The following is a 5,479-nucleotide window of genomic DNA, read 5'->3' on the forward strand; positions in this document are numbered from 1 at the left end:
GTTAATGAGTTACAGAAATGGAGTTGCTATTATTGCAACCCATTCTCCTGTTATTGTGCAGGAAGTGCCTAGAAGATGCGTATGGAAAATTAGGGGACATGGGAAGTATCGAAAATTTGAACATCCAGAAATTGAAACTTTTGGAGAAAATCTGGGGGAAATAACTACAGAGATTTTTGGCTATGATGTTGGAAGCACTGGATTTCATACAATTCTAAAGAATGTTGCTGATAGGAAAAACTCATATGAAAAAGCTCTCAACGAGTTTCAAGGAGAACTTGGAAAAGAAGCCAAATCAATACTTCGAGCGTATATGTATGATAAGGAAAACACTTAATGAAAAAGTTAGAAAAGCCACAGTTTGATATGGAAACGATTATAGATAATTGTTTGGTTCATATGCAAAATCCTCGAAAAAAGAGAATCACATTAGTTAAGGAAAAAATAAAGAAAAAAACAGAAGAATATGATGAATTAGCTCAGCATGGACAATTGCATATAATACCTGAGCATGACACAATTGACAATATTGCAACTAAAGAAGATATGGAAGCTCTATATACGCAAAGATTTGTTCCGAAAAATCAACCGAATAGAGCATTTTATGATAAAATCTTAGCTTTGGCACCCTATGGAAAATGTCCTTATTGTCAACAAAATTTAGTAAAAACAGTGGATCATTTTTTGCCAAAATCAAAGTATGTTGCTTACACTGTTACACCTTATAATCTTATTCCAGCTTGTTCAGATTGTAATACTGGAAAGTTAGATTCAACATTTCATAATCGTGTAGAAGAGCCATTTCATCCATATTATGATAATTTTGATGACTGTGTGTGGCTGAAGGCAAAACTTATAGAAATGGAACCGGTTTCATTTCAATTTTATGCAGATCCACCAATTGATATATCTGAAGAGAAAAGACAGCGAATATGTCATTCGTTTTCTGAACAAGGATTTTGCTTGAATAATATATATAAATTGCATGCAGCAGAAGAGTATTGCAGTCGGGAAACAAGATTAAAAGAATGTTTTCAAAAAGGAAAAAAGGAACTAGCTGTTGATGTTTTACAAGATTTGATTAAAGATGAAAAATCCATTTCACTTAATTCATGGAAAACTGCGTTATATCAATCAATTATTGATAGCGAGTGGTACTGGAATGAATATTTGCCAGAAATATGTAAAGGAAAGGACTAATTTCAGCTATTTGTAAGGGAAGAAATAAAATTCAGATGAGGAAAGATAAAATGGAAAATTTTGAGATACTGCCAACAGAGGAAAATTTAATAAAAACATTGGAAGCGGATCTGCTGGGGCGAAATCAGCAATTATCATATTTTTATAATCTGCTGCTTGCGCAGAAGGGAGCAAGTACTATTGCGGTAGATGGAAAATGGGGAAGCGGAAAAACATTTTTTATAAAACAATCTACGATGGTGATTAATGCAAAAAACCCTGTAAGTATAATTGAAAAAGAAAAAAGAGAGAAGATACTATCAAAATTATTCTTGACTGAAAGTGATAATTATGATGATTGTAATCTTGCTATATATTATGATGCATGGGAAAATGATAATGATACAGATCCTATTGTGTCACTTGTATATGAAATCGCGAAGCAGTTGGGGATGACCTATACATTTGATCCTGATACAGATTTTTTTAAATTGGGCGGTGCAGTTTTAGATGTTTTTAGTGGAAAAAATCTTAAGGGAATTATAGAAAATTTGAAGAGCGATAATCCACTCTCAAAATTCAAAGAACAAAAGGCGTTAGAAGAAAAATTGAAAGATTTTTTTTCAGAAGCATTGAATGAGCGTGGAAATCGATTAGTGGTTTTTATTGATGAATTGGATAGATGTAAACCCAGTTTTACAGTTCGATTATTAGAACAAATAAAACATTACATGCACGATGAGAGAATTACATACGTATTATCAATTAACACAGAGGAATTGCAGCATACAATAAAAAATTATTATGGAGATTCATTTGATGCGTGTAGATATTTAGATCGATTCTTTTATTTAAGAATTAACTTGCCTCCGGTTGACAAAAAGAAATTTTACATGAATATAGAGTTAAATGGAAGGTACTATTTAGAAATAATTTCTAGACGTATTATTGATGTTTATAATATGCAATTAAGAGAAATAACTCGTTTTTATCGGCAGGTACGAACTGCGGCCTATGTTCCTACACATGATGATGAAAAATGGAATTGTATATTTCCAGATGGAGAAGCTAGACAATTTATGTTATCTTGTATAGTTCCAATTATTATAGGATTGAAAATGGTAGATATATCAATGTATGAACAGTTTATTTCTGGAAAAAGTGGAAAACCTATGGTTGATATATTAAACACTAAAGAATTTAGTACTGGACTACTTTGTCGTTTCTTAAAAGAGGATGAATCTTTTTCTCAAATAGAAAAAAAGAAATTGATTACACCAGAAGAAAAAATTCTTGAGATTTATAATGCTATATTTGTAAATAAATATTCTGGCAATGATTACCAAAAAACAATAGGTAAATGTGAATTTGATGCTGATTCAAGAAAATTTGTTCTGGTGGTAGCAAGTATGTTATCTCAATATGCGAATTACGAAATATAAAGGTATAAGTATCAGATAAATTATGTGTAGACCAGAGGGGCTAATCAATTAATGATTAGCCTCCTGCTCGGTGTCGATTTATTGGTTACTTTTCAGCTAGGTTATAATCTTCCAGGGAGCGAGGAGAATTCAACTCATTCAATCAATTCCAAAAAGAATTCACTTTCCGTTCCGCAATGTCTTTGGAAACGTTGCATTTTTTTGCAACATAGGAAACTGTGTCTGCGAAGGAACGGCCAAGTTCCTGTGAAAGTTCGACGATGCCTTTTACCTCTGAGGTGAATTTTTCACTTGTAACATAATCACGTAAAACTTCTTCCTGACTATATAAGGTTACCATAATATCAATGACCTCCTTTTCGTGATTTTCAAGATATTCTTTTAAAATATTTTTATCCTTACAAATACGAATAGTTTCTGTAATAGCTGTTTGCGTATTATTTTTATACAGGTTTCTTTGTTCATCAATGACCTTGGTAAATAAAACGTATTGGGTAATAATATCGTTGTTTTTACCGGTTATTAGAACCTTTACTTTTGCATCAATTGCAATTGGTTTTCCAGCAAAAAATTCTTCAGAAAGAGAAATTTCGGTTTTGCTAATTGTTTTGGAACCAGTATATAGAACATATAATTCTGGTTCTGGAAATTCCAATTTCGTCGAAGCGTAAACGCTCTGTTTGGAAGAAATAAAATAATCTTTCCAGGTCTGAGCTAGATACATAATACATCTGACAATAATATTTTCTGTCCAGGTTGATTGTGCTTCTACAAGAATCATTAAACGGGAACCAACTTTAAATCCAAGATCATTATATGGATTATTGGCCATTACCTGCTGGAGGGTGACATATTCCAAATCTGATTCTAAAACGGTAGTATCTTCAGGATGCAAAGCCTGGTAAAGTTGCAGCAGATATTCCTTATTTGAAAATAAATCTTCAAAAACACTGGCTTTTACAGTTTGTTTCATATAGTGATCAGATTCCTCATTTGTATGATTTTGAGTATTGGCTGAAAAGTTTATTTCGGCACCTTCTTTCAAGTTAAGTAACTGGATCTTTTTCAAAGTTATATTTTCTAATATTATATTATCATAATGGAAGCGGATTTACAATAAAGCTTAAACTCTAATTATGTCAAAAAATATCGGTCAGTTACTGCTCAGAAGTTAGCTGGACTTGAGAAAAACGAAGGTGCAGACTAATAATTGTCAAAGCCATCAGTTTTCTTATCTGAATATCCCGGACACTCTGTCCAATTATTCGCTGGTTCTTCCAGCCGCATCAAAACAAACATGCTCATGCATTGACAGAGATAATCGATACTTTTGAAACTCCTGAATGTTACAGCCTGCGCCTGTTTCCGCTTATAGCTTCTTAGACGCCTTTCGGCTTCATTATTAGTGGCAGGTACACGGGAATCATGCAGGAACATCAGATTGTTCTGCATATATTTCTCCATTCTCAGAAATAAGTTATACCCATCCCTGTAATACTTGTTTGCTGGAACGTTTCCGTATTCCGTTCTGACTGTTTCCAGTACCTCCCGGTACCTTTTTTCTAATTCAGAGATCTTTACCGGATCTGGTTCCAGAAATGGCTGGCATCCGTTGCAGAAATGAATCATATCCTGTAACAGCGAACGCATCTCTTTGTTCCAAGTGCGGTCAAGCTCATTATCTATACTGTCCTTCAGGTAACGCAGCACATGGGCAAGACATTCCTGGTGATCCGCTCCATAATTATAAACGGTAATATCATGGCCATGGACAAATTCCTTCTTTTGAGAGGTTTTAAATACATAGCTTTAGTTCTTTTGCTAAAGGAATTTTCCAGCTGCCATTACTATCTAATTGAATATAAACAATGCCAGAAATATCATTTGGTAATTCAATATCACCTTTGACTAATGCACACACATTATTTCTACCTAATTTACCAATTAAGTAACCATGTTCAAATACAACATTTTGTCTTGCCCTGGCCTTTTTTTCTTTCTTCTTCCCTTTTACATATCCCAAGTCGCAAGGGGTATATAAAACAATTCCAAATTCTACATCTGAGTATTTTTCAATTTTCTCTATAACTGTCATTCCACTGTTTACTTGTTCGTGCAAAATTATAGGCTCAAGTCCAATTTTTTCTATGAAGCGGGCAACTTCAAGCTTTACTTCATTATCGTGCCCATGAACAATAAAAATTTTTTTCTTTTTACTTGGAACAACAATATTATTAGAAACATTATCAGGAATACAAATTGTGCCATTATTGGTGCTACTAGATTCAATAATCAAGTTTTGAACGTTTATCGTTTTTTCATTTATAAACGTTTCAGGGGGGATTTCAATGCCAATTGATATGGTGTTCTGAATATTTATGTTATTATCCATTTTCGTGTCCTTTCTGGGACGCATACACAGCGGTCGTTATGATTGGACACCCATTGGCTTAGATTTTTAGTCTGGATAAGAAAAAAACACACAGACAAGGGGTGTCTACACAATCCGCTCATCAGACTTGCTGTTATCATGTAATTTACTGTCTAAGTGCTGAATTGTTATAAACTTCCACTGTCGTATGCATCCGACTTTGAGATATTATTAGTCTTCAAGGCAGGGCATGTTATAATGCATCTTTTAGAGAGTGTGTGGCATTGTGATATCTCATGTCCTTGTTCCCTTGAGGCAAGCTTATAATAATTCAAAATTATGTGCCTTAACAGGACATGGCATGGTAATTAAATTTTCATTCTTTACCTGCTTTTTTCGGGTATTTCATCGTAAGCGTCAAATAAAACAGTGTATAGAAAAATAACCGCCAACCTTTTATACTGAAAGCTCAACAGTTATTGACATA

At 33.6% G+C, this 5,479-nt stretch carries 5 protein-coding genes and 1 pseudogene; 3 read left to right on the forward strand and 3 right to left on the reverse strand.

The window, feature by feature from the left end; all coding sequences use genetic code 11:
• The 3 genes and pseudogenes from AB5618_RS21035 to AB5618_RS21045 all read left to right on the forward strand — a co-directional run.
• A pseudogene (locus tag AB5618_RS21035) lies at positions 1–337 on the forward strand (hypothetical protein); the annotation flags it as partial.
• On the forward strand, positions 337–1,200 hold the full coding sequence (locus AB5618_RS21040; protein ID WP_368367039.1) for an HNH endonuclease: 864 nt from the start codon (positions 337–339) through the stop codon (positions 1,198–1,200). The pseudogene AB5618_RS21035 and the gene AB5618_RS21040, both read left to right, overlap by 1 nt.
• 50 nt (positions 1,201–1,250) lie before the next feature.
• Positions 1,251–2,621: a P-loop NTPase fold protein gene (locus tag AB5618_RS21045; RefSeq protein ID WP_368367040.1), complete on the forward strand. Its 1,371-nt coding sequence runs from the start codon at positions 1,251–1,253 to the stop codon at positions 2,619–2,621.
• 142 nt (positions 2,622–2,763) lie between these two features.
• Here the strand turns inward: AB5618_RS21045 and AB5618_RS21050 are convergent, their stop codons facing one another.
• The 3 genes from AB5618_RS21050 to AB5618_RS21060 form a co-directional block, all read right to left on the reverse strand.
• The gene (locus AB5618_RS21050) at positions 2,764–3,690 is read right to left on the reverse strand and encodes a hypothetical protein (protein WP_117854342.1); all 927 of its coding nucleotides are present in this window, start codon (positions 3,688–3,690) and stop codon (positions 2,764–2,766) included.
• Between the two features lie 134 nt (positions 3,691–3,824).
• Complete coding sequence (locus AB5618_RS21055; RefSeq protein WP_368367041.1) at positions 3,825–4,331, reverse strand: transposase; 507 nt, start codon at positions 4,329–4,331, stop codon at positions 3,825–3,827.
• An 85-nt stretch (positions 4,332–4,416) separates the two neighbouring features.
• Positions 4,417–5,013: a TIR domain-containing protein gene (locus tag AB5618_RS21060; RefSeq protein ID WP_368367042.1), complete on the reverse strand. Its 597-nt coding sequence runs from the start codon at positions 5,011–5,013 to the stop codon at positions 4,417–4,419.
• Between the last annotated feature and the right edge of the window lie 466 nt (positions 5,014–5,479).

The organism is Ruminococcus sp. J1101004sp1_RTP21198st1_B9_RTP21198_201120 (assembly GCF_040924245.1).
GTDB classification, from domain to species: Bacteria; Bacillota; Clostridia; order Lachnospirales; family Lachnospiraceae; genus Blautia_A; species Blautia_A faecis.

Bases quoted from the DNA above. Each gene is read 5' to 3' on its own strand.
- AB5618_RS21045 (WP_368367040.1), top strand. From the start codon at position 1,251: ATGGAAAATTTTGAGATACTGCCAACAGAGGAAAATTTAATAAAAACA.
- AB5618_RS21060 (WP_368367042.1), bottom strand. From the start codon at position 5,013: ATGGATAATAACATAAATATTCAGAACACCATATCAATTGGCATTGAA.
- AB5618_RS21040 (WP_368367039.1), top strand. From the start codon at position 337: ATGAAAAAGTTAGAAAAGCCACAGTTTGATATGGAAACGATTATAGAT.